This window comes from Arthrobacter sp. lap29 (assembly GCF_032458965.1).
Classification (GTDB): domain Bacteria; phylum Actinomycetota; class Actinomycetes; order Actinomycetales; family Micrococcaceae; genus Specibacter; species Specibacter psychrochitiniphilus.
Genome location: NZ_JAUCEK010000036.1, coordinates 1 through 1258, shown reverse-complemented (window position 1 = coordinate 1258; position 1258 = coordinate 1). Strand labels below are relative to the sequence as shown.

The 1258-nt window shown below is 56.3% G+C and carries 1 protein-coding gene and 1 pseudogene; both read left to right on the top strand.

What is annotated here, in order from left to right:
• Positions 1-256, top strand: a pseudogene (locus RY113_RS18395) (IS3 family transposase); the annotation flags it as partial.
• Positions 256-1242: an IS3 family transposase gene (locus RY113_RS18390; protein ID WP_315915831.1), complete on the top strand. Its 987-nt coding sequence runs from the start codon at positions 256-258 to the stop codon at positions 1240-1242. The pseudogene RY113_RS18395 and the gene RY113_RS18390, both read left to right, overlap by 1 nt.
• Positions 1243-1258: the final 16 nt, after the last annotated feature.

Sequence of the window (1258 nt, the reverse complement as noted above, 5' to 3'; positions counted from 1 at the left end):
CCGGATGGATCGTTATAAGTCTGTCTATGCTGCGTGTGCCGAGATGGCGCCGAAGCTCAATGTTGGTAAAGAATCGCTGCGACGCTGGGTTCTCCAGGCACAGGTTGATGCCGGTGAGAGGACCGGGCCAAGCAGTGAAGAACTTGCCGAGATCAAAGCACTCAAATCCAAGGTCAAGGACCTTGAAGAAGCGAATGAAATCCTGAAAGCGTCAGCGATTTTCTTCGCGAGGGAGCTGGACCCTCGCCGTCACTAATTACTGAGTTCATCGATCAGCAACGCGAACGTGGCTACGCAGTCCAGCAGATCTGCCAGGCCCTGAATATTCAGGGCGTGAAGGTCTCTGCCCGCACGTATCGCAGCTGGAAAGCGGATGAGCCGGCACCGCGCGTCGTTACCGACGCGTTAATTCTCAACAAGCTCTATGACCTGCAGAAGCCTGATCCGAAGACGCGCAAGCTGAAGCCTGAAGTGCTTTATGGTCGACGGAAAATGCGGGTCTGGTTGCGGCGTAACGGGTTCGGTGATGTCTCCAAGCACACCGTTGACCGGCTGATGCGTGTAGCTGGGATGAAGGGTCTGGTGCGGGGGCGCAGGACGACTACGACGATCCGTTCCAAGGACAAAATTCGGGCCAAGGACCTGTTGAACAGGAACTTCTTCACCGATGCCCCGAACAAGGTTTGGGTCACGGACTTTACCTACGTTCCGATTCGTGGCGGGTTCGCTTACGTGTCCTTCGTGATCGATTTGTTCTCCCGCAGGATCTTGTCGTGGGCGTCGTCGACCTCGCATGACACCGCGTTCGTGGAGGAGGCTCTGCAGCTGGCTCTCTGGCAGCGTCGCACTGAACGACACCCGCATGTGAGGCCGGTGATGGGAACTGTCCACCACAGCGATGCCGGCTCGGAATACACCTCTGCGAGGTATACCCAAACACTGGCCATGGAGGGTCTGGTGCCCTCGATCGGCACGATCGGGGATGCGTACGATAATGCCGCTGCCGAAACGGTGATGGGCTTGTTCAAGAACGAGGCCGTGGCCAAGGAATCACCGTTCAGAACCGGGCCTTTGATGGCTGAATCTGATGTGGTGGAAATCGTGGTGGACTGGGTTCATTGGTACAACGAAAGGCTACATTCGACCCTGGGGTACCGTGCTCCAGTGGAATTCGAAGAACTCTACTATGATGAAAAAAGCGGCTCGTTACCCGATGAAGTCGCCAGTAAACTGGCGGCATAATTTCCGGGACGGTTCA